Raw genomic sequence first — 25282 nt, forward strand, 5'->3', positions numbered from 1 at the left:
TATTAATTTCTCCGGCGGCTTTCTCGTTCTTGTTGAATTTCTCTGTCTCTTTCAGAGTGTGTTATCAATGCTTCATATTGTGTAATTTTTGACTCAATCTTTGCTCTTTGATAGTAATCCAAGTCTTCTTTGAGAATATTTTTCAATATACGAACAGCGCGGTAATTATTGTTGACGATATGTTCTTTCATTGCCAGTGCCTCATTGGCCTCAATGCTTTTTCCAAGGTTTTGATTGGATATTGCCAGCAAAGAGTAGTAGTTAGCATTTTCCGGGAATAGTAAGACCAGTTTTCGAGCCAACATTCTTGCTTTTTCACGACTGGGAAAACTTCCGTTTCTTGATAAAGATTGAATGTAGCTTTCCAATACTACCGGGCTTTCAGGATAAAATTTATAGAGTTCTTCAAACTGCTTTCTTCCACTTTGAAAGTCCAATTCACAGATGATTTGTGCTTTCAGAACAGCCACGAGCAACATGGTTTGAGCTGTTGACTTGGTTTGATTAATAATTTTCAGAGCGCTATCAAAGTCGCTTGAATTATATAGGGAAAGCGCATAACCATATTTTTCGGCATTGGTAATATCAGCACTCAGTTTTTCTTTAAACAGTTTTTGATAATAACTAAGGCTGTCTATTTCAGTGTTCTTTGTTAAAACTCTCACTCTTTCTTTCAGAAAAGGATATAAATCAGATTCGTGGAAATCTTTATTCTGAACATTTTGGGCGCGATTTTTCGCTTCTGAAACACGATTGATTGAAAGAGGATGAGTTCGATTATATTCAGGCATTTGATATCTTTCATCAATCGGAGTTTCACGCATTAGTTTTTCAAAGAATCCCGCCATTCCATTGGGATTGAATTCCGCATTAATAAGCGTATTGATTCCTACACGATCGGCTTCGTATTCATTGGAGCGCGTGTAATTAATCATTGCCTGTTGTTGCATCGCTGTTGTTGTCGCTAATATAGCGATTGGAGCATCACCCGAATTACTGCTTTGTGAGGCCGCAATTGCTCCAAGCATTCCAAGAATTGTTGGCAAAGTATTTTTCTTGGCATCGGCATAAAAACGCGAAATATGCCTTTGAGTTGCATGGGCAATTTCGTGTGCAATGACCCCTGCAAGTTCGCTTTCATTTTCAGTTCGCAGAAATAAACCGCTATGAACTATAATTAATCCACCGGGATAGGCTGAAGCATTCACGGTATTATCATTTATCATGAAAAAATCAAATGAAGAGCTTGGTTTTTCTGAGTTGGCAGCTAGTCGGAAACCAATTTGTTCGATGTAACTCATGACCACCGGATCAGACATGACCAAATTGTATTCATAAATCTGCTGAACAATTTGATCGCGTATTTCCTTTTCTTTAACCGGTGACATCACCGCATCTGAAGGTGTTCCCAAATCAGGGAGATTGTAGTCATAAGCGTAATTTGATTGAAAGAAGGCTAAGCATACCAATGCTATCACTGCCTTGATCGATTTTGTTTGAATTTGTACTAAACCGTAAATAGGTTTCATGAAGTAATACGCCTTAATCATTTCAAATCTCATTGAGCTATTTTATAATTCAGACAGCTAAAAAATTGTTAAATTGCATTATAACTGTGAAATATTCATTAATTATAAGTCCTCTTAGTAAAAACTCAATCGCTGCACAGCAATGTTTACAGTTTGCCACTGCATTGTTTGAGTTGAACCATGAGATTGTGAGTGTTTTTTTTCATGGATATGCTGTGAAATATGCTTTTGAAAGCAGCCCCGAGTGGTCTAAGTTGTCAAAGAAGAGTGTCAAACTATTAGCATGCTCAACGATTGCGGATGATTATTTGTCTGAAAAAAAACAAGTAGCTGAAGGATTTCAATTAGCAGGTTTGGGTCAATGGCTTGAATCCATCGAAAGCTCTGATAAGATGATTGAGTTTTCATGAAAGCCCTGATATTTGTTACAGAACATCATTTGGGTCCTAACGCTCAATGGCAATATGACAGGGTGATGGCATTACTGTCATATGATTATGATGTGAGTTTGGTTTTCATGAATGAGGGTGTTTCGCAGTTGCAAAGTAAAATGTGGAACATCTTGAATTTAATGGAAATTAATCAGGTGTATGTAGTAGAAAAGGAAGTTGAGTCTGATACTCACCTTGAGTATGAGGTGATAACAATCTCTGAAATCAAAGAGCTAATCGCTCAGGCAGATATTGTTATATGAAAAAGCAAACCCTTCATCAGTGCAATTGGAATGAAATATCTGACTTTAGTTTCTATTGTCAGTTGATTGATGTGGAAAAAGATGAATTATTGATTTATGCCGATGAAATTTGTTCGGATGGCTATAATAAAATTATGAAAACAGTTTCAAAATATCAAATCAATGTATCTATTATTTTAGTTAATAATTTTGGAAACATTCCAACGATTTCGCATCAGCAGTGGGTTGAATTAACTGAGAAGTTCGAGAAAATATACACATGGAAATAACAGATTTACAGCTGGATGCCAATGGTCACTTGAGTGATTACAAATTTTGGAATTTGGAAGTTGCAAAAGTTTTGTCAGAAAATGATGGTTTTGAATTGAATAAAGAGCACTGGCAAATTATCAATTTGGTTAGGGATATTTATCTTGAAACAGAAACCACTCCGCCGATGAGGCTTTTGATTAAGTTGATGAAAAAAGAATTTTCGGAAGATATAGCAAATTCAAGATATCTTTATCGTCTGTTTCCTGATGGTCCTGTCAGGCTTGCCAGTAAATATGCCGGTTTACCTAAACCTAAGCATTGTTTGTGAGTAACCTTATAATCAGCCTTTAATCACCCGGTCGCGACCTTCGTTTTTAGCCTGATACAAAGCCAAATCGACTCTGTGAATCCAGTCGCTGATACTTTCTTCCTTGATGTACTCTGCAACTCCAATAGAAATAGTTAATTCAATGCCTTGAACGATGATTTGTCGTTTAATATATTTTCTCAATTCTTCGGCCTTATCAAAAGCAAAATCAATATCAACATTTTGACACACTAGTAAAAACTCTTCACCACCAAAACGAAACAGCTTGCTGCATTCGTTACAAAATGTTCTCAAATTGTTAGAAATGGTAACCAATACATCGTCGCCTTTGATATGTCCATACATGTCGTTAACATTTTTAAAATGGTCTAAATCAATAAGCATTATAGATGCTGTTTTATCGTGATTCTTTAATACGGTGTGGAGATTCTCTAAATGATTGCTCAAAGACCTGCGGTTTCCCGCTCCGGTCAGATAGTCTTCTGACGCTAGTTTTATCAATTTTTTCTCTTGCTTTCTAAGTCCCGACGCGAAAAGATAGGCAAAAATATTTGTAACAATAATAGTGACAATGACGGTTGCGGTGCTGACTGATTCGTGGCTGACAACCAGCTTAGGTATATAAAATAGCAGCATTATTGAGTTGATAAGTACGGCTCTTAAAGGTTGTGTGATGAAATAAGCAAACATCATCGCCGGATAAACCCAATAAACCTGATTAATTCCTTTGAGATGAAAAGAAATCACATTTGCTAATAATGCAGCAATGACGAGTACCACACCGGCATTTTTAACCTTATCCGTTTGATACACATAGGAATAAATTCCTAACATAAAAAATGAAACTATAATGTCAAGAATGGCAACCGACCAATCATTGTGTATCATTCTGTATATGGCAAAGGGAAGAATTCCAATCGCAGTACCCATAGACAGCGTCAATAACATTTTTGACTGCGGACTTCTTTGGTCTTTATTCTTTTTCACTTGATCCCACGATTGTCAGGCATTTTCTCTGATTATAATACAGAAGTTTCAATTGATACAACCTGTAGAGGTTTTGTTTATAAGGTTTTCAGTAGTTCTCTGGAGTAGATAGTTCGGTTTGAAAAGCAGATATCAATCGCTTTATGCATAAATCTATTGACTCGAATCAGTTCGATTTTTTCTAAATTTTCAAAGTTGTGTAACTTGATTAAATCAGATACCAAACATGATTCAGTGGTTTCGCTTTCAGAAACATAAACCCCTTTGTTTTCCTGAATGGATAACCAGTCTGATGATTTATAACTTTCGGGTGATAATTGAAAACCATTTTGCTTCAAAATTGCCAGTTCATATCTTCTTAAAAGTTTCGAGAGTTTTTCAACACCCACTTGATTGAGCGCAGAATCATAGATTGTAAAGAGTTCCTGAGCGGTATCATTTTCAAAAAGCGAATAGCGTAACAACTCATTTAAGTATAATCCAGTCGTTTTGTCTTTGAGATTCTGGAAATGTCTGTTCATAATCACATTACAGCTATTTAAAGTTTTAAGTTCTGACTTGCCAAAATATTGGATTTTAAGCAGGCAAAATGGTTTGAGCTGTGATTTTAACGAGTTGTTTTTACTGATACCTTTTGCAATCAGATTGAGGCGACCGGAATCCTTACAAAAAAACTCACAAATCAGACTGCTATCACGATATTTTCTTTGATGAATGAGATATCCGGTCGTTTCTCGATAGGAAGACATTAATATTCGTCTTTATAACCCAACTGTTGGAGGAGTTTATCGTTATCTGCCCAAGCGGATTTAACTTTAACCCAGAGCTTGAGGTTGACTTTTTTTCCAAGTAAATCTTCGATTTCTTTCCTTGATTGAATACCAACATGTTTCAGAGAAGCTCCCTGTTTGCCAATTACCATATTTTTTTGAATCGGTCTCTCGACCCAAATTACACTGTGAATATGAACAATATTTCCCTGATCTTTGAATGACTCCACTTCAACTGTCAGGCTGTAGGGAAGTTCTTGGTGAAAACGAAGCATTAATTGTTCACGAATTAATTCAGAAACCAGATACTTTGTTGGTTTGTCAGTTAATAAATCATCCGAAAAATAATTCTCTGATTGCGGAAGATGTTGGTAAATGCTGTTTATTAATGGTTCGACACCTTTGCCTTTGGATGCTGAGAGATAAAAAACTTCAGTAAAATTGAATTTGGCAAAGAGCTCATTAGCATAAGCTAATAAAGTCTCTTTCTTTTTAACTAAATCATCTTTGTTAATGATTAATAAAACCGGTGCTGTGCAATGTTTGAGAGCAGACAATGCTTTTTCGTCATCTTTATTCCACTTCAATGATTCAACCACAAATAAAATCAAATCAACGTCATTGACAGCGGTTGATGCGGTTCGATTCATGAATTTATTGAGGGCTTTTTTATGACCGGTATGAATTCCCGGTGTGTCAATAAAAAGAATCTGTCCTTGTTCGCTGGTAGCAATGGCTAATATTTGATGGCGTGTGGTTTGTGGTTTGGCAGTCACAATACTGACTTTTTCACCGACAATGTTGTTTATTAACGTTGATTTGCCAACATTGGGTTTGCCAATAACTGCTACATATCCACATTTATTCATGAGGTTGATTTGGTGATTTGATTGAGCATTTGTTCGGCAGCTTTTTGTTCTGATTTTTTACGACTGCGATCAATTGCAGTTGTCGATAAATTAAGTTCTTGAACCAGACATTGTATTTTAAAGGTTTGCAAATGATCTTTGCCGGAAGTTTCGAGCAAGTTATACTCAGGAATATTGTGTCCGTTTTTCTGCAAATATTCTTGTAATCGAGTTTTTGCATCCTTGTCTGTAACATCCGGATCAACATTGTCTAACCACTTTTTCATGACAGTTCGTATAAAGTTCTCTGATTTTTCAATTCCCTGATCCAGAAACACGGCTGCAAAAACAGCTTCAACGGCATCAGCCAGCACGCTGGAACGATTGAAACCACCGGATTTTAGTTCTCCGGCACCAAGAATAAGTTGGTTGGATAAATCATATTCTTTAGCAATTTCAGCTAAGGTAGCTCCTTTTACCAATGTGGAACGCATCCGTGATAATTTACCTTCCGGCAGATGTGAAAAGTTGTCGTATAACCATTTGGTAATAACAAAACTTAAAATGCTGTCGCCAAGAAACTCCAGACGTTCGTTGTTTTTCTTGGCGGCACTACGATGTGTCAGGGCTCTTTCAAGTAATTCAGGTTGATTGAACTCAATCTTTTGCCCAAGTATTTTCACTAGAGAGATACAATCTTAATTGAGAGGAATTGTTTTCTCAAAGTGCATTAATAGGTCAAGATTGCCTATGAAAGGCTCTTGCACGTCATATTTAACTTGTAATTGTTTACCACGGCCTCTGAGAACCTTGATGTCATTTTTTTTGACTCTTTCAACGTAACTGGTATAGAAATGTTTTAACATAGCTTCCTGAATTTGTCCGGGAGTTTTGTTAGCAGCACCGGGCTCTCCAGCAACGGCTTTCATTGCTTTTACAACAGAGTAGTATTCACTATAAATAGGACCAATTCGAATGCCAGTGTAAACGATAAAACCCAAGATACACATACCAATGAGCAAACCAATCATACTCATTCCTTTTTGTTTGTTTTTTAGTTTCATAATGAAATCACCCTCAATAAATCAATTTGCAATATTCTAGCATGTTAAAACTGAATTTCTAGATTAATTTGGTTCCAATCCTCTTCAATCCCTGCCAAAAATGATCAGTTCGCCAATGCATCCAGATAAATTTTGCTTCACCGACCAAATTTCGCTCAGGGACAAACCCCCAAACCCGGCTATCGGAGCTATTGTCTCTGTTATCACCCATAACAAAATAATGACCATCAGGAACGGTGATATCGAGATATTTATACGGAGGGCGCATGGCATAGTTTTGGGTGAACATTTTATGCTTTCTATCACCCAGTTGCTCCAACTTTTCAATCAAACCCTTGTCATTGACATTATCCATTAAACCTTCATAAGGTCCAACCAAGTCCTGATTAACCAATTGGTCATTAATATAGATTTCTTTTTTACGAACGTCATAACGAACTCGATCTCCCGGTAAACCTATGACACGCTTGATATAATCAACAGATTGATCTTCCGGAAATCGAAATACCACAATATCGCCTCTTTCAGGGTGTCCGATTTCAATAATAGTGTCATGGAAGACAGGTAGTTTTAGACCGTATGAAAACTTATTCACATAAATAAAGTCACCCGTCAATAAAGTTGGCATCATTGAAGATGATGGAATCCGGAATGGTTCAAATACAAATGTTCTAACAACCAAAACAAAAAACAATACCGGAAAGAATGAACCAATTTGCTCCACCACGCTGTGTTTTTTACTGGGAACAGATTCTTTTTTTCGTAAAAACTTTGCCAAAGCCCACAATAGACCGGTAATTAAACTGGCTAAAGTGAGAAAGGCCTCAAAATCGAAATGGAGTTCATTCATAATAATTTCCTGTTAATCTACTTTTAGTACAGCGAGGAATGCTGATTGCGGCACTTCAACTCTTCCAATCTGCTTCATGCGTTTTTTCCCGGCTTTTTGTTTTTCCAAGAGTTTGCGTTTACGCGTGGCATCGCCACCGTAACATTTTGCGGTTACATTTTTACGAAGTGCTTTAACCGTTGTTCGGGCAATGATTTGTGAACCAATAGCAGCCTGAATGGCAACATCAAACATTTGTCTTGGTATTAATTCCTTGAGTTTATCTGCCAAGTCTTTACCACGTTTTCTGGAGTTGCTTCTGTGTGTTAGAATTGAAAGGGCATCAACTAATTCTCCATTGATCAGAATATCCAGGCGAATCAAGTCACCCGGCTCGAAGTGGCTGAACTCATAATCAAAAGAGGCATATCCTCTGGAAACCGATTTTAAGCGGTCGAAAAAGTCCAGAACGACTTCGCTCATCGGCATTTGGAATTGCAAGGAAACTTGCGAACCCAAGTATTGCATGTTTTTCTGGACTCCGCGTTTTTCAATACAAAGTCCTATGACAGCCCCGACATAGTCACTAGGCAACAATATATTTGCAGTAATTATTGGTTCACGAATTTCTTGATAATTTTCAGGTAAATCCGCCGGATTATCGAGCATGACAGTTTCACCTTTTTTGGTGATAAGCTCATATATAACCGTTGGAGCAGTTGTAACCAAGTCAATGTCAAACTCACGCTCTATACGTTCCTGAACAACCTCCATGTGAAGCATTCCTAAAAAACCACAACGGAAACCAAATCCTAAGGCGGATGAAGATTCTGGCTCAAAATGAAGTGCAGCATCATTCAGGCGTAATTTCTCCAGAGCTTCACGCAAATCTTGATAATCATCGGCTGATGTCGGAAACAAACCGGCAAAAACACGAGGCTGGGATTCCATAAATCCGGGTAAAGGTTTTTGTGCCTGATTGTTTGTTAAGGTGATTGTGTCACCAACAGGAGCACCATGAACGTCTTTAATCGAAGCTGAAACAAAACCAACTTGTCCGACAGTTAAGAAGTTTTTCTCCAATCTTTTTGGTGTAAAAACGCCAATATTATCAGCAACATGGTCAGTCTTCAGAGACATGATTCTGATTTTGTCCTTTTTAGTCAAAGTGCCATTAAAAATTCGAATCAATGAAACAACACCCAGATAATTATCAAACCAGGAGTCAATAATTGATGCTTGTAATGGCAAATTGGCATCTCCACTCGGTGGCGGAATGAATTTAATAATGGCTTCCAGCACATCTTCAATGCCTAATCCCGTTTTCGCACTGGTTAATGTGGCTTCGCTGGCATCAATTCCAATGATGTCTTCAATTTCCTGTTTAACTTTATCCACATCGGCTGATGGCAGATCAATTTTATTAATCACAGGAAGAACTTCCAAACCTTGATCAATCGCTGTGTAACAATTGGCAACGCTTTGTGCTTCCACACCTTGTGCGGCATCAACAACCAATAAAGCTCCCTCACAAGCTGCAAGCGAGCGTGAAACTTCATAAGAGAAGTCCACATGACCCGGTGTGTCAATAAAATTCAATTGATAGGTTATGCCGTCTTTCGCTGTATAGTTGAGAGTGACTGCTTGTGACTTGATAGTGATGCCACGTTCTCTTTCAATATCCATGCTATCGAGTACTTGTTGCTCCATTTCTCTGTCGGATAAGCCTCCACAATGTTGAATGAAGCGATCCGCCAAAGTGGATTTACCATGATCGATGTGTGCGATAATTGAAAAATTGCGAATGTGTTTTTGCATTAAGTTTAGTTCTCAAACAAATCCCGCCCAGAGGAGCGGGATTTTTATGTAAAAAATGGTCAGCTATTTTACCTAATGGCTTAGTTTCGTTCAATCACAATAAAACGATTTACACCTGCTTGTTTCACTAACAGCACAATTGGCTTGTCTTTTTCCAGTTCAGATAGCAATTTCTTGAAATGTTTGACATTTTTTACCGGAGTTTTGCCCATTTTAATAATGACATCGCCTTCTCTAAGGCCAGACCTGTTTATGTCCCTGTTGGTGATTTCTTTGACGAGAACTCCGTTATTGACATCATTATCATCTTTTTCATCATCATTCAGATTAGCCACTTCAAAGCCTAAGTCTAATTTGCTTGTTGGTGAATTTCCATTGGATGAGAGAGCAACTTCGTTATCAGTCAAACCATCAAGTACAGCTTCGAGATTGATACGTTTTCCATCACGAATCACTCCAACTTCAACTTTAGTGCCGGGCATCACTGAGCCAACAAGTGGTGGTAATGAAGCCGATGTTTCAACCTTTTGTCCGTTAAACTTAACAATGACATCTTGCACTTCGATTCCGGCTTTTTCAGCAGATGAACCTTTGTTGACATTGTTGACGAGTGCCCCTTGCGGCTTCTTCAGACCTAAATAATCCGCCATTTTTTGAGTGACCGGTTCGATATTCACACCAAGTAAACCTCTTTGTACTTTTCCGCCGGATTTCAATTGTTCAGCAACTGACATCGCTGTATTGATTGGAATTGAGAACGATAATCCCATGTACCCGCCAGTGTTGGAAACAATGATGGTGTTGATACCGACAACTTCGGCATTCATGTTGATTAACGGACCACCGGAATTTCCGCGATTGATAGGAACATCAGTTTGGATATAAGGAACATATTGCTGTCTTCCCAAGTCTCTGCCTTTGGCAGATACGATTCCTTTGGTGACCGAATGCTCAAAACTCAACGGCGAACCAATTGCCATAACCCACTCACCAATTTTTAAATTATTGGAATCTCCGACTTTCAGAACCGGAAGATTTTTTGCATCGACTTTCAGTAATGCGACATCACTGGCTTCATCTTCACCAATGAGTTTAGCATCAAATTCACGTCGGTCGATTAATGTCACCAAGATTTCATCAGCATCGTGAATCACATGTCTGTTAGTGAGAATATAGCCGTCTTCTGAAATAATAAATCCGGAACCACCGGCGACGCTGTCTCTTTCTTGTGGATATTGTGGAACTCCAAAAAAGCGTTCCAGCATATCTTCTCTTTGACTTCGCTCACGACGTGTTAATTCTTTTGCATTTTGTCGGGCTGCGATATTTACAACTGCCGCGCCGGTTTCTTCAACTAAAGATGTAAAATCCGGCAGATTGTTTTTCTGTGAAAATCCTGCTTGAGATATAACCAATGAGGTCAGAAAAATAATTGAGTGAAATTTATTTTTGAACATAATTAAAAATCTCCAAAATTAATTAAATAAGATACTTTGCAAAGACAATGGTATTGTCAAAAAGTGCTATGTATTCAAAAAATTATTATAAAAAGTGACTAATGGCATAGTTAACTCCTTCCATTTGATGTTTTCACGAGCATTATTCAGTGTTTTCCACTTTATGAAAACTCATATAAATTTCCTTATTTTGCATTCATAGGTTAAAATTTGGACTCGTTTTAATTTTTTTAAAGAGTCTATTTTGCAAAAAACATCTGAAAAGAAAGCAACAGCAGCTAATCAGGAAAGTTTAAAAGAGCTTGTATTGTCAGCAATTGATGATGCAAAAGGTAATGACATCAAAGTGATTGATGTTTCTCATCACACGCAATTATTGGATTATATGATTATTGCCTCTGGGACATCAAGTCGTCATATTCAGACCATTGCTGAGTTCGCGATGAAGAAAGCACAAGAAAATGGTTATGATAAACCGGCAACAGAAGGACTTGGTCATTCTGAGTGGGTGGTTGTGGATTTTGTTGATGTGGTATTGCATGTGATGTCTCCCGCTGCCAGAGAACATTACAATATTGAAGGGCTATGGGAAATCTCTTCACATCCTAAAGACAGCTAAAATCACCAATGAAAATCAGACTTCTGGCAGTCGGTCAAAAAATGCCAACTTGGGTGCAACAGACTTTTGCTGAATATAATGGCAGACTTCCGCTCAAGCAACAAATTGAACTGGTTGAAATTGCACCGATTCACAGAAGTAAGTCCGTATCGACCGAAAAAGCCAGACAATTGGAGGCTCAGTCTATTTTGGACTCTGTTAAAAACAATGAAAAAATTGTTTTGCTGGATGAAAAAGGCAAAATGATTTCCACTCGTAATTTATCGGAATCGATTAGCCAATGGCAAATGAATGGAGACGATATCGCTATCATCATAGGTGGCGCCGATGGTGTTGATAAAAGCATTAAGAAACAGGCACATAATACTTGGTCATTGAGTGCTTTGACATTTCCACATCCTTTAGTTCGGGTAATCCTTATGGAACAAATTTACCGATCTTACAGTTTGTTAGCCAACCATCCATACCACAGAGAATAACATGATTTTTGATGGTCAAAAAATAATTCTGGCGTCTCAATCTCCAAGAAGAAAGCAATTACTGGAACAAATTGGAATGGTACCTGTTTGTATGCCGGTTGATATTGATGAGTCCGTTTATCTCAATGAAATGCCTTTGGAGTACTGCAATCGTTTGGCTTTGCAAAAAGCTCAATCGGGTTGGTTGCTATCAGAGAAGAATTTACCGGTTTTAGGTTCAGATACAGTTGTGGTTTATGATGACCAAATTCTTGGAAAACCGAAGAATGAACAGCACGCGATAGAAATGTTGTCTAAATTATCAGGTCGGAGACATCAGATGATTACAGCAGTTGCGGTGGTGTTTGCAGAAAAGCAACTAACAGAGTACTCAATCAGCGAAGTTCAGTTTGAATATATCAAAGTCGATGAAATAAAGGCGTATGTTGAAAGCGGTGAACCAATGGACAAAGCCGGAAGCTATGGGATACAGGGTCATGCGGCATTATGGATAAAGAAAATCACCGGTAGTCATTCAGGAATTATGGGTCTGCCTTTGTTTGAAACCGGGAAAATATTGAGGAGTTTTTATGAATGAAGAAATATTGATTAACTCAACTCCCAATGAAACCCGTGTGGCTTTAGTTGAAAATGGTGTGTTGCAAGAAGTTTTCATGGAGCGAAATCGCAATGGCTCGATTGTCGGCAATATTTATATCGGGCGTGTTGAAAAAATTCTTCCCGGTTTGCAAGCTGCATTCGTTAATATTGGCATGTCACGTTCGGCATTTATGCATGTCACGGATATCTGTTCGCAAAAGAAAATTGCTCGAATTGACGGCATTGATGACGAAGCGATTTCCGAGCAAAATAATTTTCAACCAATTTCAAAAATCATTCACGAAGGTCAAAGAGTCGTTGTTCAGGTTTATAAGGATGCCATCGGTTCTAAAGGAGCCAGAGTGACATGTAAATTGAGTGTGCCGAGTCGTTTTTTGGTGTTGTTGCCGAATGAACCGGATGTCAACACTTTATCTATTCGCATTACTGATGAAACCGAAAGACAAAGATTGATTGGGTTATTGGAAAAAATCAACTCAAACAGCGAACACGGAATTATCGCCCGGACCAATGCCGAAGACAGTAGTGAAGAAGACTTGGTTCGTGATTATAAGTTTCTACAAAAATTATGGCGAGTGGTTTCACAACGCATAAAAGATGGTCAGTTTAAACAACTTGTCTATCATGAATTTGATTTACCGGTTCGGGTCGTTCGTGATTTTATTTCCGATAAAGTTAGAACGATAAAGACAGATTCTCACGAAGTTTACACCAAGCTGAATAAATTCATAGTTGATTATGTGCCTGAATGGCAGGGGCAACTCATTCATTATCAGGAAGTGAGACCGATTTTCGATTATCACAATATTGATGATGAGATTAATCGGGCTTTTCGACAGTTTGTTCCATTAAAATCGGGTGGGAATCTGATTATTGACCAAAATGAAGCCATGACGACCATTGATGTTAATACCGGAAAATTCATCGGTTTCAAAAATCAGGAAGAAACAATTTTTCGCACCAATCTGGAAGCGGTGCAAATGATAGCTCGCCAGATTCGTTTACGAAATTTAGGCGGAATTATCATTGCAGACTTTATTGATATGGAAGAAGAGGAACATAAACAGCAGGTTTTGGAAAGCCTGGAAGAATGCCTTAGCAAAGACCCGACACGCACACACATTCATGGAATTACTAAACTGGGACTTGTGGAAATTACCCGAAAACGAACGACTGAAAGTTTGCAACACATGCTCTCGGAGCAATGTAAAAATTGTTATGGTTTGGGATTGGTTAAAACGGTTGAAACGGTTTGTTATGAGTTGTTTCGTGAAATCATACGAACTGTCAGGCAGTTTAAAACAGGTCAAATTATGGTTCTGGCATCAACTCAGCTCATTGAGTATATTTACGAAGAGCAAACAGAGTCATTATCTGAACTGGAAGAAGAATTAGGTAAACGTATCAGCTTGCAAGCAGAAAGTTCATATTCTCAAGAACAGTTTGATGTGGTTTTGATGTAATCAATTATGACCAAAACGGACAAACATTCTCTGTTTTTTAAAATCTGGGTTCATGTAAGGGGATTTTTGGCACTTACTATTGTCATTTTGGGCATATTTGTTGGTTTGGTTTCTTTGGTGCTTCCCAATGGCGAACTTTACAAGCAACACCTGAGTGGATTTTTGTCCAAACAATGGAATAAACCGGTGGAAATCTCAGAAATTTCCGGTAGTTGGAAAGGCTTTGGTCCCAGATTTGCAATCAAAGGACTGAAAATTAAGGATAAAGATGAGGTAACAATTAGTCAGGCGACTTTAAATGTTAATTTGCTGGAATATCTCATTCCCAAAGGCTCAACCGGAATCAATCTGAGTGTCAATGAGATTGATGTTGATTTTGAGCAAAAAGACTCCGGAAAAATCGTTCTTGCCGGCGAGCGTAAAACCCATGAAAGCCTGTCCGAAAAACTGGATAAAATATTATCCAGTGGGTCTTTGTCAATTGATAACTTATCACTCAATTTTAAATCGAAAGACTTGAATCAAAATTATCAATTGAAATCTAAAATCACAGTACAACAAAGTGATTTGCAGCGAGCTTTTGAATTGCAGTTGAATGCCAAAGAAGTTGCTGATGAATTTAAAATACTATCAGTTGCGGAAAAAGATTATGATTTCAGTCGTCAGGCAAATTGGTATGTTGAAAGTAAGAATTTATCATTACAAAATTTAGGGAACCTCGTTCAGCGTGAAAATCTTCCCAAAGCGTTGATTGATGTGAAGTCGTGGTTTTCGACCAAACATGGAAACATCGTTCAGTTGATTGCTCAGGCAAAGCTCAAAGATAAGTTTTTTGCTTCAGAATCAGAGAAGTATGATATCACGGGCGATGCTGAATTGGTTTATTCCGGCGAGCCTCAAAACTGGCAAGCCAGTTTATATTTATTTGATATTGAAACTAATAATATTTCTCAGGAAAACATACAAATTGATATACGCAGAATCCAAAACCGATTGATATTTAATGCTGATGCTTTGGATATTCCTTTATTGAATGCTTTACTTGAAACTCTGGAGTTTTCAGATGAATTGCCGTTGAAAGATTTCAACATAGACGGACATTTGTCTGATGTTTCTATAGTTTATGACTTCAAAGAAAGACGGATTATGGATGCGAGTCTGAATTTTCAAAATTTAGATATCAAATCTCCATGGGCAAACTTATCTAATATATCGGGTGAAATCAGCCTCAAAGATGAACAAATACGTTTGCTCATTGATTCAGATTCCGGAACAGCAGAAGTTCCGGGAGTGATTCGAGGAATTGCAGATTGGGACAAATTGTTATTGACTGCTCAAACCTCCATGCAAGATGATGACCTGGATATTAAAATCAATTCACTTTGGTGTGATTGCAAGGACTTTATCCTCGACGGAGCGGCTCGGGCTAACTACGACGAGAATTTGTTTCTGGATTTAACATTCGGTGTCTATCAGGCTCAGGTGAATCAATTGCATAAATATTGGCCGGCAAATAAATGGAAACCTAAGGTTCTTGATTATCTCGATACGGCTTTGATTGATGGAGCTGTGAAAGAAGGAATGATTTTATATCATGGCTTGGTTAATGAATATCCTTTCAGATCTAAACAAGGTGTGTTTCGAACCCGTTCCAACTTGGTTGATGCGACAATTAAATACCAGAAAGAGTGGCCTGTATCCCGTGACTTTAATGCTTTGGTAGAAACCGAAAACCGCAAACTTTGGGTTGATGTTTCTAAAGCCAAAGTGATGCAAGCAAATATCAATAAGGTGCATTCTCAAATATCTAACTTGAAAAACCCGGTATTGACAACTGATATTTGGGCTTCGGGTAAAGATAATTTCCTGCTGGATATTCTGCAAAAATCAGGAATGAGTAAAGAAATTCCGGCATTGGCCAATCAAATTGATTTTAAAGGACGACAGAACGTCAAAGTGGATTTGTCATTACCTTTGAATAGCCCACAGGCGAAAGCTATTCCTCAAGGATATATTGAGTTTCATGAAACCGACTTTCAAATGAACCAATTCCAACTTCATGATATGAAAGGAAAAATTGATTATAAAGGTTTTTCTATTAACTTGGAGAACTTGAAAGCGATTTTTCTCAACCAGGAAACCTTTCTGAATGGAAGCATTATCAATGAACCAAATCAATCACCGAAAATTGATATACTGTTGAAAGGAAATTACAGCACTGTTGATTTTGAATCATTAACTGGTTTTGCGTTACCCGCTCAGGGACAATCTAACTGGGACTTTGAAATTTCAAATGCTGAAAGCGATGATGAAAATGATTCAAAATTAGCGTTTACTGCAAAATCTAATCTCGAAGGAACTCAGTTGAATATTCCGGCTCCATTCAACAAGTCATCAGAGGAAGTTGCACCATTTTCAGTTCGATGTGAATTGCCATGTCTGGATTCTAATTGGTCGATGGACTTTGATAATCGTTTGAAAACAGATTTTTCATTGGCAACAGATAAGAGTGAGTTTGTACTTAAATCACTCAACTTTGGAAATCAACTGCAAGATAGTTTTGGCGGAAAGATTGATGAGCTCAATCTCGATGAATGGCTTGAACTTTTAGTCAAAGATAAAGGCAATCACAAAGAGCATAAAATTCCATTTCAGAATATGAAGTTGGATATTGGTTCGCTGATTTTCATGAGTCGTCGGTTGAATCATATTGAGGTTGAGTTTACTCATGACAGAGACGGGTTGAATTTTGATATTAAGGGAGAAGAGGTCGAAGGTCGTGTTGTTGTGCCGAACGATATTGAAAACAGAGGCATTATCGTGCAACTGGAGCGCTTACACTGGCATGGAATTGACGATGAAATCGCCGCAAAAAAAGCTGAAAAAGTTTCTGAAAAATATCTGGCATTACATGTTTGGATTGGAGATTTCATCTATGACGGAATTCCATTGGGAGAATCCCGAATTGAAGTCAGACCAATTGTTGAAGGCTTACGTATTGAGAAATTTGTTACCAACTCAGATTTACTAAAGCTCAATATAAACGGTATTTGGTATAAAAATAAAGGAGACAAGGGAACTTCTGAGTTTAATATCATTCTCACATCTCAGGACATTGCCGAGTTTTTGGTGAGTCTTGGTTTTTCAGCTCCAATCAGTCAGGCAAACACAATTATTGATATGAAAGCCAATTGGAGCGGTTTCCCTAGTCAATTCGAGGTGCGAAAAATTAGCGGAAACTTGCACATCGAAGTTGGTGAGGGTGAGGTGGTTGATGCAAAACCCGGAGTTGGTCGAATTTTGGGGTTATTCAGTTTGACGAATTTGCCTCGAAGATTGATTCTTGATTTTAAAGATGTGTTTGGTAAGGGATTGCACTTTAAGTCGATGAAGGGTGATTTTACACTCAATGACGGGAATGCCTATAGTGAAGAATTCATCATTGATGCGGCAAGTGCGAAGATTTCAATCAAGGGCCGTACCGGATTGGCACAGCAGGACTATGATCAAATTGTTATTGTAACTCCTGGAGTGGGAAAAATTCTTCCAACAATTGGTGCCATCACCGGTGGAGCTGTTGGAGCTGCTGCCGGATTTCTATTTCAGGGAATGTTTAACAAAGGTTTGAAAAACGTAGGTAAAATAGTATATAAAGTCACCGGAACTTGGGATCAACCCAATATCGAAATTATTGAGACAGAAGAAATATCTGATGAAAGCTAAAATTGCAGGACTAGTTTATCTTATTTTTATTGCTTGTGTGGCAGCAGCAATCGCCTATGAATCATGGGGAAATGCCGTTGGATATTCGCATACAGTCAATAAAATAACCGAAAAACTTCACATGGAAGATAATTTGAAGAACTCCGGTAAGAAAATTCTGGAAACAATCACTTTCAGTCTTTACGAGGGCTATACAGAAAGTGTCAACGAATTAAAAGAACTCAAAGCCAAAAGTAAAAAATATGATACTAATGCTTACCGTTTCACGAAGGCATTTGTTGGAATTGTTTTATTAGTCATTGTGATTTATTTCATATCCGGCCAGCAAGTTGTATTGCTCAGTATGATTTTTCTTTCAATCACCAGTCTGGTGGTTGGTTGGTTCTCACCCATACTTGAAATCACTGCCTATCAAGATATTCCGGTTCTTGGCAATACTATTTTTCAATATGAATCCAAAAGTATTGTTTCTGCCTTGTATAAAATCATGGACAAAGGACAATACGCTATTGCGGGAATCATTTTGTTATTTACGGTTGTTACACCAATCATTAAAACAATATTATTACTTATTCTCAGTTTTCAGAAAAAACTGCATTTATCTGTCAGAAAAGTTAAGTTTCTGACTCATATTGGCAAATGGTCAATGCTGGATGTTTTTGTGGTTGCGATTATAGTGACTTATTTTTCGACCAAAACTAATGGGCAAACTGACGCCAACTTACAAATTGGTATTTACTATTTTAGTGTATATGTGATTTTGTCAATGATTTGTACTTATCTCATCACATTCAAGCATAAGAATAGTTGAGAAAACCGTGAAGTTTTTTTCCACTTTTTCAATGACCCCTGAGAAAGTATTATTGTCTCGTGCACTCAATTATGGCGACGGTGTTTTTGAAACGTTTCGGGTTGTTAACCGACAAATTCCATTATTTGACTATCATGCAAAAAGATTAAAAAGCAGTTTGCAAAGGTTGGGAATAACACCTCCTGACACCCAAGAAATACACAATAGAATCATGGCTTTAGCAGAAGATAATGCCGACTGTATTGCCAAATTAGTTGTGTTTCGTAAAGATTATCATCGTGGCTATTCCTCACAATCCAAGGAATGTGATTATTTCATAACAATCAATCCGATATCATCATTCCGATTATGTGATCAATTAACTGTTAGCTCAGTGAAATTATCTCGAAGTAAAACTCTGGCAGGAATTAAACACCTCAATCGTTTGGAACAGGTTATTGCAGCTAACGAATTGAATAGTAGCGACTACTCTGATGCCATTTTGACTGATGGTAAAAATATTATTGAAACCACTTATAAAAATATTGTGCTTATAAAAAACAATAAAATTTATTCTCCCAAGTTGAATAATTCGGGTGTGCACGGTGTTGCGTTGTCTTGGCTTGAGGACTGGTGTGTTGAAAACTCTATTGAATTCAAGTGGAAGAAAATCAAATTATCTGAACTCAGCGACTATCAAGCAATGATGACCTGCAATAGTATTCAGGGTTTTAGCTTAATTAAAAATGTTGATAATCAAGTTCAATTCTCACACAAATCACCAATTGCTGATAAAATAAAATCCTCTTGGTCACAGCTGTTTAAGTTTTGAAGAAAAAAATATTTCTGATTTTTGTTATTTTTGGCACGGGTTGTTTGCTTGTTGGTGGTTATTTTTTTCAACAATATCAGCAATTTATAAAAAATCCTGTTTTCTCAAAAACAACCATCGTTGAAATCGCCAAAGGTCAGCATTTTCAAAATTTTACCAAAAATATCAAGAAACTTAATGCCAATGGTGAAAATTGGCAATGGATGCTTTTTGCAAAAATTGAAAAAACCGGAGGCTGGTTAACGGTTGGAGAGTTTGAAATTGATAACACATTAACGCCTTTGCAAATGATGCAAAAAATAAAGGCAAACAATGTTATCACATATAAATTTACCATTGTTGAAGGTATCAATTGGTGGGAATTGAAAGAAAAATTGCTTGATGATTCGGTGTTAATTCACACACTGTTTGATTTCACTGACGAGCAACTCTTGCAAAAACTGTCAATTGACGCTCCATCTCCCGAAGGAATGTTTTTGCCTGAAACTTATCAGTTTGTGAAAGGTGACTCGGATGTTGATATTTTGCAAAGGGCACATTCAGCATTAACCAAAGTATTAGAAGAGAATTGGCAAAATCGCAAACCGGATATACCGATAAAAGACTCCTATCAACTGCTAACTTTGGCATCCATCGTTGAAAAAGAAAGTGCACATGCAAATGAGAGAGATAAAATCGCCGGAGTTTTTGTTCGTAGATTGCAGAAAAATATGCGTTTGCAAACGGATCCAACGGTTATTTATGGAATTGGTCCGAATTTCGATGGTGATATTAAAAGCAAGGATTTGAAAACCGATACACCTTATAACACTTATACCCGTCACGGTTTACCGCCAACGCCGATTGCAATGCCAAGTGCTGAGTCTATCCACTTCAGCTCCCATCCTGCGGATGGAAAAGAACTTTATTTCGTTGCTAATAACCGAGGCGGTCATTATTTTTCGGACACTTACGAAGAGCATTTGAGAGCTGTTGAAAAATACTTGAAAGGGCAAAAGTTATGAAATCCCGCTTGATTACTTTGGAAGGTTCAGAAGGAGCGGGTAAAACCACGGCTCTCAATACTCTTTGTCAAACGCTGGATGAATGGAACGTGGATTATATTGTTACACGAGAGCCGGGTGGTGAAGAAAATGCGGAAAAAATTCGTGATATATTGCTTCATTCTGAGCATTTACACCCAAAAACAGAGTTATTGCTCATGTTTGCATCACGAAATGAACATATTGAAAATGTGATTAAACCGGCACTAAAACGAGGACAATGGGTGGTTTCTGACCGTTATGTGGATGCCAGCTACGCTTATCAAGGAGAGGGCAGGCAACTTGGGTTCGAAGTAGTTAAATGGTTTGATGACTTTATCGTTGGTGATGTGCAGCCTGATTTGACTTTGTTAATGGATATCGACCCTGAAATTGGGCTTAAAAGAATCAAATCACGAGGCCAAGCTGATCGTATTGAACAAGAAGGCATTGAGTTTTTTCACCGAATTGCCGAAGGATATCGCAAAAAAGCGAAGATTCATCCTCGAAGGTATGCCGTCATTGATGCTGCAAAGTCAATTCCTGAAGTTAAAACCTTAATCCAGAAAGCTCTTGATAAGCACAAAAGGCATTTGTTATGAATGAATTTCCTTGGCTTGTTGAGCGAATTGAACAATGGCAAAAATTGCTTGTTGGGAATAAAATTCCGCATGCTTTATTGGTGAGTGGTTCAAAAGGAGTTGGCAAGAAAAATTTGGTTTATCAAATGGCAAAAATGGCGTTGTGTGATAATTTGCAGGGAATCCAGGTTTGCGAATCCTGCAAATCGTGTCAGTTATTCAATGCCGGCAACCATACTGATTTGAAGATAATTTCGACCGAAGATGATGTAATCAAAGTCGCACAGATTCGCCAGTTGTCAAAAGATCTAATCTTGAGTTCGTCCCGTGGACATTATCGCTTTGCAATTATTGAAAACGCTGAGCGAATGAATTCGGCCTCAGCTAATGCTTTGTTGAAAACTTTGGAAGAACCTCCGGCAAATGTAGTTATCATTTTAACTACTGATGATACAGGTCGTTTGCTACCAACGATTAAAAGTCGTTGTCTGAAAATTAATATTGATTTGCCTCAAAGATTAATCTCAAAGCAATGGTTGTTGGATTGCACAAAATTCCATGAGCGACAAATTGAACAAGCATTGAGTTATACGAATTCGGCACCACTCGCGACAAAACAATTTCTTGAGCTTGAGTATTTGGAAAAGTGTGAACAGATGTTGGAAGAGCTTTTTGCGCTCGCTCAAGGAGCAAAAAACATCCTTGAAGTTACCAAAAACTGGCTTGAAGAAGACGCATTACAAATGTTACCTTATCTTGCAAATCATCTTATGCAGATTATAAAAACTAAAATGTTTGCTGATACAACAACAATCGACAAATTCACTCAATTCAGCAATCAACAATTATATAGTTTGGTTCAAAATCTTTTCCGATTTTTAAAATTGAATAATAAATCCCTTAAGACCGAGTTACTTATTGAAGAACTACTTATTAGTTGGAAGCAATCGTTTCCAACATAAAGGTTATTTTCTGAAAGTATTCAATCCTCACAAGTTGTGCAATAACCATAAAAGTAATATGATACGTAAGTTAATGTATTGTTTTAAACCAATGAGAGGACATTTTTGATATGGCATTTATGGGTGCCGGGATGGCAAAAAAAGGAATATTATCCTGTGATATAAAAGATGTTGCTGAACTGCATAAATTGTTCATGCCGTTTATTGAAAATGGCGGAATTTTTATAAAAACTCAAAACTCTTATAACTTAGGTGACGATGTTTTTTTATTATTGTCCTTGTTAGGAGAGGAAAAAGTTCCGGTAACCGGAAAAGTAGTGTGGATTACACCACTAGGTTCCGGTGGAATGAAACATGCAGGTATCGGAGTTCAGTTTGCAGATAATGCGGATATGGAACAAATCAGGACGAAGATTGAAACAATGCTCGCCCCTTATAAAGGAGACAACCTTCCAACCGAAACAATGTAAATATGTCACGCTTCCCGCTTTCAGTCTCGCAAAAAATCGAAAACAGTCTTCGCGAGGCGGATGTTTGTCAGTACATTATCAGTGATCGTTCTGAAGAACTCATTGAAACCCTCAGAGTGATGTCTGTTCACTCAGGTATGACTATTTATGTTTGGACTTTTGGTTCGGGGTTAAAAAATATCAAATCCGGTGAGGCTCCACTTCCGGGAACCAAAGGGTTGCTGGAAGCTTTAAAATATGCTCAGCGTAACCACTATTTCGCAGTCTATGTTTTTCCTGCTTACACAGAAGAAAATTTTAATGAAATAAAAATGACTCTGCCATCAGCCATGATGTGGCTGAAAACGGATCAGAACACTCGCCTTTTGTTTTTGGTTGATGAAGATAGCCAACTAAATTTCCTCTTTAAACATGCCGAAGAAGTCGAGCTCTCAAGTAAAGGAATGCAAAGATATAAACTGAGAGATTCAAAATGGGTTCCCGCAGATGACTGATTTACATTCATTGACCCCTTTGATTTGTCTGACTGACCGTGATTCTGTTGGAATATGTGAAGATACATTATCACAAGCAGGTTGTTTAAAGTCGCAAACGGCTGAAGACCTCAACGAAGTCAAAGATATATTGTCTACAGCAGAGATTAATTTGTTGGTCATTGAGTGTTCAGAAGTGTTTGTCAATCACCCTAAAGAGTTACACCGATTGACTCATAAGTTTAAAAATATTAGAGTGATACTGGTTATTAAACAAAATTACCCGGTTCAAGAAGCCTTTCTAAAACAGTATCAGCAGATAGCTAATGCAATAATAAATGAACCATTAGAGCAGAAGCAATTGCTAGCTTGCTTGAAGGAGTCAAGTACACCGGATAAACAGCCGAGTGTTAAACAAGAAGTAAAAAGCCCTCCAAGCCGGCAGGCAGTAAAGCTCTTAAACCCCGAACCTGAATTGCAAAGTAATGAAGTCTGGGAGTTATTGTTTACAGATTCCAATAAAGCACAAATAATTGTAAAAGCTGAAAACCAAAAAGTCACTCATGTTAATCAGGCGCTATGTGAGCTTTTACAGACAGACAAAAGCACATTGGTAGGTAAAAAGTGGTTTGAATTAGATATCAAAGAAAATCAAGCATCTTATTCCGAATATACCAGGGAGTTAACTGTCAATGAAAAAACGAGCTTTCAGACATCATTCCCTGTTAATGGAAAAATTGAGGATTACAATGTCGAATATCAAACCGGAATTTTGAATTCTGAAATTGTTTATCATGGTTATATAAATAATTGCGCCCAGAAATCAGTCTCAGATGAAATTTTTGATTTGATTGAACAAATTCAGAGCACAGATGTTTTATCGACAAAAGCGACTGTATTATTTGAAGAAATTAGGAACTTTCTAGCTGTAGATTTTCTTTTATTTTTTGAGTTTAACAACAATAAGCTCCTGAAACCGTCATTTGCCGGTGATACCAAACAGATTATTGACTTTATCAAAGCGAATAATATGGAGTTGCTTAAGCTAATGAAAAGCGCGGAAGAAGTCATTTATCCTTTACAAGCTGAAAATGAAGAAATTAGTATTCACATGCTTGAGGGGTTGAAATTTAAAAGTTTTGGATTCTTCCCAATTGTTGATAGCACAGTTCCTTATGGAGCGATAGTTGTTGGAAGTAAATTAAACAAAGTTGACTGGTTGTCAACTCGCTTTGTGATCAATAATTTGGTCGGTCGCTGTAAATTTAAGCTGTTTCAGAAAAAAATCATCGAGCAAAAAGAAATGGAAGGCATGCTCGATAAGTTAACCGGTTTGCCAAATCGTAATGCAGCAACGAAGAAGTTTGCTGAACTAAACAAGCATGGAGTTGAAGACGATAAATACATATCGTTGATGATAATCAATCTTCATAAATTAAATGTTTACAACAAAAGTCTTGGTATTGATTTAACCAACCAACTGCTTCGTAGTTTCTCACAACTCATTAGCAAAACAGTTCGCTCAGCCGGTGTGACCTATCGGCTATCCGGTGACGAATTTATGATAATGCTCAATCCTCATGATGAAAAGAGTCGCTCTGAAGCATTGGCAAAAGCTCTTATCAAATCATTTAGTCAACCGATATTAATGAGCTCGGGCGAAGAGGAGAAAGTCGATGTGAATATCGGAATCTCCATTTTCCCGGATGAAGGTCAAACCGTTTCCAGCATGATGAAAAATGCAGATTTGGCAATGTATGATGCGAAATTGTCAGGGAGAAACAATTTTGTAATCTTCAAGTTTTCAGAAACCGGAAAAGCACTTCAGAAAAAAATCCAAATGGAGGAGAACCTTAAGAAAGCGATTCGAGACAACCATATTAAAGTATTTTATCAACCTAAAATTGATGCTCTTTCTGAGGATATTATCGGGTTTGAGGCATTGGTGCGTTGGATTGATCCGACTTTAGGAATGATAAATCCCGGGCATTTCATTCCTCTGGCTGAGGAAACAGGACTCGTTAATGAAATAGGTGAGTTTATTATTCAAACAGTTTGTAAGAAACTGATTCAATGGCAGAATAGGTTTAATTTGAATTTGAATTGCTCAATAAACGTATCACCTGTACAACTTAAAGATAAAACTTTACCTAAGAAAATTGAAAAAATCATAAACTCGACAGGTATCATGCCGGGCAATATTGATTTTGAAATCACCGAAACTATTGATATCAACTCGGTACCGAATCTGGTTGAGACACTAAATGCAATAGTAAAAACTGGTTGTACTTTGTCCATTGACGATTTTGGTACAGGTCACTCCAGTTTGGATTATGTGAAGAAAATTCCTGCAACTTTTATCAAAATTGATCAAACTTTTGTTGCAAATATCGGTCTTGATCCTGAGGATGAAGCCATTTTGGATGCGACCATCGGTATCGCCAAAAGGTTAAACAGAAAATTGATTGCTGAGGGTGTTGAGACAGAGGAGCAACGAGAGTACCTGTTAGAAAGAAACTGTGAGTATTTTCAGGGCTTTTTATTCTCCAGACCATTGCCAGAAAATGAAATTGATCGAATCCTACAAGAAAAGATTGAACTAATGGGTTAATTCTTCAATTTTTTCAAAAAACAACTATAAATTTAACGAAATATTAAACTTTTTACCGAGGGCACTGTCTTAGCACACAAA

26 protein-coding genes are annotated in these 25282 nt (G+C 37.6%); 17 read left to right on the forward strand and 9 right to left on the reverse strand.

From position 1 onward, the window contains the following. Positions 1-2: 2 nt before the first annotated feature. Positions 3-1550, reverse strand: a complete 1548-nt coding sequence (locus R3F25_10870) for a M48 family metalloprotease (protein MEZ5497307.1) — start codon at positions 1548-1550, stop codon at positions 3-5. A gap of 65 nt (positions 1551-1615) precedes the next feature. Here R3F25_10870 and R3F25_10875 point away from each other — a divergent pair, with 65 nt between their 5' ends. From R3F25_10875 to R3F25_10890, 4 genes are read left to right on the forward strand one after another with little or no spacing between them, the layout of a single operon-like run. Then, positions 1616-1939, forward strand: a complete 324-nt coding sequence (locus R3F25_10875; GenBank protein ID MEZ5497308.1) for a DsrE family protein — start codon at positions 1616-1618, stop codon at positions 1937-1939. Beyond that, positions 1936-2223 (forward strand): DsrE family protein, encoded by a 288-nt coding sequence (locus tag R3F25_10880; GenBank protein ID MEZ5497309.1) that lies wholly within the window; start codon positions 1936-1938, stop codon positions 2221-2223. Before R3F25_10875 ends, R3F25_10880 begins: the two co-directional genes overlap by 4 nt. Beyond that, positions 2220-2492: a hypothetical protein gene (locus tag R3F25_10885; GenBank protein ID MEZ5497310.1), complete on the forward strand. Its 273-nt coding sequence runs from the start codon at positions 2220-2222 to the stop codon at positions 2490-2492. The genes R3F25_10880 and R3F25_10885 overlap by 4 nt, the downstream gene beginning before the upstream one ends. After that, on the forward strand, positions 2483-2803 hold the full coding sequence (locus R3F25_10890; GenBank protein MEZ5497311.1) for a TusE/DsrC/DsvC family sulfur relay protein: 321 nt from the start codon (positions 2483-2485) through the stop codon (positions 2801-2803). Before R3F25_10885 ends, R3F25_10890 begins: the two co-directional genes overlap by 10 nt. 12 nt (positions 2804-2815) lie before the next feature. Here R3F25_10890 and R3F25_10895 read toward each other — a convergent pair whose 3' ends face one another. From R3F25_10895 to R3F25_10930, 8 genes are all read right to left on the reverse strand, one after another. Further along, on the reverse strand, positions 2816-3790 hold the full coding sequence (locus R3F25_10895) for a GGDEF domain-containing protein (protein MEZ5497312.1): 975 nt from the start codon (positions 3788-3790) through the stop codon (positions 2816-2818). 77 nt (positions 3791-3867) lie between these two features. Further along, positions 3868-4539, reverse strand: a complete 672-nt coding sequence (recO, locus tag R3F25_10900; protein ID MEZ5497313.1) for a DNA repair protein RecO — start codon at positions 4537-4539, stop codon at positions 3868-3870. Beyond that, entirely contained in the window at positions 4539-5429 is an 891-nt protein-coding gene (gene era, locus R3F25_10905) for a GTPase Era (protein ID MEZ5497314.1), read from the reverse strand. Before era ends, recO begins: the two co-directional genes overlap by 1 nt. Further along, complete coding sequence (rnc, locus tag R3F25_10910) at positions 5426-6091, reverse strand: ribonuclease III (GenBank protein ID MEZ5497315.1); 666 nt, start codon at positions 6089-6091, stop codon at positions 5426-5428. Before rnc ends, era begins: the two co-directional genes overlap by 4 nt. Before the next feature lie 15 nt (positions 6092-6106). Then, a complete protein-coding gene (locus R3F25_10915; protein MEZ5497316.1) occupies positions 6107-6472 on the reverse strand; it encodes a DUF4845 domain-containing protein in 366 nt (121 codons plus the stop codon). A gap of 58 nt (positions 6473-6530) precedes the next feature. After that, positions 6531-7322: a signal peptidase I gene (gene lepB, locus R3F25_10920; protein ID MEZ5497317.1), complete on the reverse strand. Its 792-nt coding sequence runs from the start codon at positions 7320-7322 to the stop codon at positions 6531-6533. 12 nt (positions 7323-7334) lie between these two features. Beyond that, positions 7335-9119, reverse strand: coding sequence for a translation elongation factor 4 (gene lepA, locus R3F25_10925; protein MEZ5497318.1), 1785 nt, complete (start codon positions 9117-9119; stop codon positions 7335-7337). A gap of 80 nt (positions 9120-9199) precedes the next feature. Further along, positions 9200-10576: a DegQ family serine endoprotease gene (locus R3F25_10930; GenBank protein ID MEZ5497319.1), complete on the reverse strand. Its 1377-nt coding sequence runs from the start codon at positions 10574-10576 to the stop codon at positions 9200-9202. A gap of 244 nt (positions 10577-10820) precedes the next feature. On the opposite strand from R3F25_10930, the gene rsfS reads away from it, so the two are divergent. The 13 genes from rsfS to R3F25_10995 all read left to right on the forward strand — a co-directional run bounded on the left by rsfS (position 10821) and on the right by R3F25_10995 (position 25201). Next, positions 10821-11195 (forward strand): ribosome silencing factor, encoded by a 375-nt coding sequence (gene rsfS / locus R3F25_10935; protein MEZ5497320.1) that lies wholly within the window; start codon positions 10821-10823, stop codon positions 11193-11195. 8 nt (positions 11196-11203) lie between these two features. Further along, positions 11204-11674, forward strand: a complete 471-nt coding sequence (gene rlmH, locus R3F25_10940) for a 23S rRNA (pseudouridine(1915)-N(3))-methyltransferase RlmH (protein MEZ5497321.1) — start codon at positions 11204-11206, stop codon at positions 11672-11674. A gap of 1 nt (position 11675) precedes the next feature. Further along, a complete protein-coding gene (locus R3F25_10945; protein MEZ5497322.1) occupies positions 11676-12251 on the forward strand; it encodes a Maf family protein in 576 nt (191 codons plus the stop codon). Further along, positions 12244-13737: an Rne/Rng family ribonuclease gene (locus R3F25_10950; protein MEZ5497323.1), complete on the forward strand. Its 1494-nt coding sequence runs from the start codon at positions 12244-12246 to the stop codon at positions 13735-13737. The genes R3F25_10945 and R3F25_10950 overlap by 8 nt, the downstream gene beginning before the upstream one ends. Positions 13738-13803: 66 nt before the next feature. Then, positions 13804-17460: a YhdP family protein gene (locus tag R3F25_10955; GenBank protein ID MEZ5497324.1), complete on the forward strand. Its 3657-nt coding sequence runs from the start codon at positions 13804-13806 to the stop codon at positions 17458-17460. Continuing rightward, the gene (locus R3F25_10960; protein ID MEZ5497325.1) at positions 17450-18271 is read left to right on the forward strand and encodes a paraquat-inducible protein A; all 822 of its coding nucleotides are present in this window, start codon (positions 17450-17452) and stop codon (positions 18269-18271) included. The genes R3F25_10955 and R3F25_10960 overlap by 11 nt, the downstream gene beginning before the upstream one ends. A 7-nt stretch (positions 18272-18278) precedes the next feature. Then, positions 18279-19082, forward strand: a complete 804-nt coding sequence (pabC, locus tag R3F25_10965; GenBank protein ID MEZ5497326.1) for an aminodeoxychorismate lyase — start codon at positions 18279-18281, stop codon at positions 19080-19082. Beyond that, positions 19079-20086: an endolytic transglycosylase MltG gene (mltG, locus tag R3F25_10970; GenBank protein ID MEZ5497327.1), complete on the forward strand. Its 1008-nt coding sequence runs from the start codon at positions 19079-19081 to the stop codon at positions 20084-20086. The genes pabC and mltG overlap by 4 nt, the downstream gene beginning before the upstream one ends. After that, positions 20083-20706: a dTMP kinase gene (gene tmk, locus R3F25_10975; GenBank protein MEZ5497328.1), complete on the forward strand. Its 624-nt coding sequence runs from the start codon at positions 20083-20085 to the stop codon at positions 20704-20706. Before mltG ends, tmk begins: the two co-directional genes overlap by 4 nt. Beyond that, positions 20703-21647 (forward strand): DNA polymerase III subunit delta', encoded by a 945-nt coding sequence (gene holB / locus R3F25_10980; protein MEZ5497329.1) that lies wholly within the window; start codon positions 20703-20705, stop codon positions 21645-21647. The genes tmk and holB overlap by 4 nt, the downstream gene beginning before the upstream one ends. A 119-nt stretch (positions 21648-21766) precedes the next feature. Next, entirely contained in the window at positions 21767-22117 is a 351-nt protein-coding gene (locus R3F25_10985; GenBank protein ID MEZ5497330.1) for a PilZ domain-containing protein, read from the forward strand. Between the two features lie 2 nt (positions 22118-22119). Beyond that, positions 22120-22611 (forward strand): hypothetical protein, encoded by a 492-nt coding sequence (locus tag R3F25_10990; GenBank protein ID MEZ5497331.1) that lies wholly within the window; start codon positions 22120-22122, stop codon positions 22609-22611. Further along, complete coding sequence (locus tag R3F25_10995) at positions 22604-25201, forward strand: bifunctional diguanylate cyclase/phosphodiesterase (GenBank protein ID MEZ5497332.1); 2598 nt, start codon at positions 22604-22606, stop codon at positions 25199-25201. Before R3F25_10990 ends, R3F25_10995 begins: the two co-directional genes overlap by 8 nt. Positions 25202-25282: the final 81 nt, after the last annotated feature.

Source organism: Gammaproteobacteria bacterium (assembly GCA_041395445.1).
GTDB lineage: Bacteria > Pseudomonadota > Gammaproteobacteria > Xanthomonadales > Marinicellaceae > NORP309.

Excerpts from the sequence above, each read along its gene's own strand:
- R3F25_10870 (MEZ5497307.1), bottom strand. The coding sequence starts at position 1,550 with ATGATTAAGGCGTATTACTTCATGAAACCTATTTACGGTTTAGTACAA.
- R3F25_10880 (MEZ5497309.1), top strand. The coding sequence starts at position 1,936 with ATGAAAGCCCTGATATTTGTTACAGAACATCATTTGGGTCCTAACGCT.
- R3F25_10885 (MEZ5497310.1), top strand. The coding sequence starts at position 2,220 with ATGAAAAAGCAAACCCTTCATCAGTGCAATTGGAATGAAATATCTGAC.
- R3F25_10890 (MEZ5497311.1), top strand. The coding sequence starts at position 2,483 with ATGGAAATAACAGATTTACAGCTGGATGCCAATGGTCACTTGAGTGAT.
- recO (MEZ5497313.1), bottom strand. The coding sequence starts at position 4,539 with ATGTCTTCCTATCGAGAAACGACCGGATATCTCATTCATCAAAGAAAA.
- era (MEZ5497314.1), bottom strand. The coding sequence starts at position 5,429 with ATGAATAAATGTGGATATGTAGCAGTTATTGGCAAACCCAATGTTGGC.
- R3F25_10915 (MEZ5497316.1), bottom strand. The coding sequence starts at position 6,472 with ATGAAACTAAAAAACAAACAAAAAGGAATGAGTATGATTGGTTTGCTC.
- lepB (MEZ5497317.1), bottom strand. The coding sequence starts at position 7,322 with ATGAATGAACTCCATTTCGATTTTGAGGCCTTTCTCACTTTAGCCAGT.
- lepA (MEZ5497318.1), bottom strand. The coding sequence starts at position 9,119 with ATGCAAAAACACATTCGCAATTTTTCAATTATCGCACACATCGATCAT.
- R3F25_10930 (MEZ5497319.1), bottom strand. The coding sequence starts at position 10,576 with ATGTTCAAAAATAAATTTCACTCAATTATTTTTCTGACCTCATTGGTT.
- rlmH (MEZ5497321.1), top strand. The coding sequence starts at position 11,204 with ATGAAAATCAGACTTCTGGCAGTCGGTCAAAAAATGCCAACTTGGGTG.
- R3F25_10945 (MEZ5497322.1), top strand. The coding sequence starts at position 11,676 with ATGATTTTTGATGGTCAAAAAATAATTCTGGCGTCTCAATCTCCAAGA.
- R3F25_10950 (MEZ5497323.1), top strand. The coding sequence starts at position 12,244 with ATGAATGAAGAAATATTGATTAACTCAACTCCCAATGAAACCCGTGTG.
- R3F25_10960 (MEZ5497325.1), top strand. The coding sequence starts at position 17,450 with ATGAAAGCTAAAATTGCAGGACTAGTTTATCTTATTTTTATTGCTTGT.
- tmk (MEZ5497328.1), top strand. The coding sequence starts at position 20,083 with ATGAAATCCCGCTTGATTACTTTGGAAGGTTCAGAAGGAGCGGGTAAA.
- holB (MEZ5497329.1), top strand. The coding sequence starts at position 20,703 with ATGAATGAATTTCCTTGGCTTGTTGAGCGAATTGAACAATGGCAAAAA.
- R3F25_10985 (MEZ5497330.1), top strand. The coding sequence starts at position 21,767 with ATGGGTGCCGGGATGGCAAAAAAAGGAATATTATCCTGTGATATAAAA.
- R3F25_10990 (MEZ5497331.1), top strand. The coding sequence starts at position 22,120 with ATGTCACGCTTCCCGCTTTCAGTCTCGCAAAAAATCGAAAACAGTCTT.
- R3F25_10995 (MEZ5497332.1), top strand. The coding sequence starts at position 22,604 with ATGACTGATTTACATTCATTGACCCCTTTGATTTGTCTGACTGACCGT.